1 protein-coding gene is annotated in these 215 nt (G+C 45.1%); it reads left to right on the top strand.

Annotation, left to right across the window (positions count from 1 at the left end; all coding sequences use genetic code 11):
* The coding region (locus PL11201_RS26635; RefSeq protein WP_159451586.1) for a hypothetical protein at window positions 1-215 on the top strand (215 nt) is incomplete at both ends.

Genomic DNA, 215 nt, shown 5'->3' with positions numbered 1-215 from the left:
ACAACCGGAAGCCTGACTTTAAACGGTACACCCGTCACCGCAGGAAGTTTTGTCACCGTCAATGACATTACAACTGGAAACCTAAAATTTACCCCGGCTCCCAACCAAAACGGCAATAACTACGCCAACTTTACCTTCCAAGTTCAAGATGATGGAGGGATAGCTAATAACGGTGTCAACCTTGACCAATCACCCAATACCTTAACCATCAATGT

This window comes from Planktothrix sp. PCC 11201 (assembly GCF_900009135.1).
Classification (GTDB): domain Bacteria; phylum Cyanobacteriota; class Cyanobacteriia; order Cyanobacteriales; family Microcoleaceae; genus Planktothrix.
Note: the sequence above shows the minus strand (reverse complement) of the source record. Positions and strands in the feature narration are given on the sequence as shown.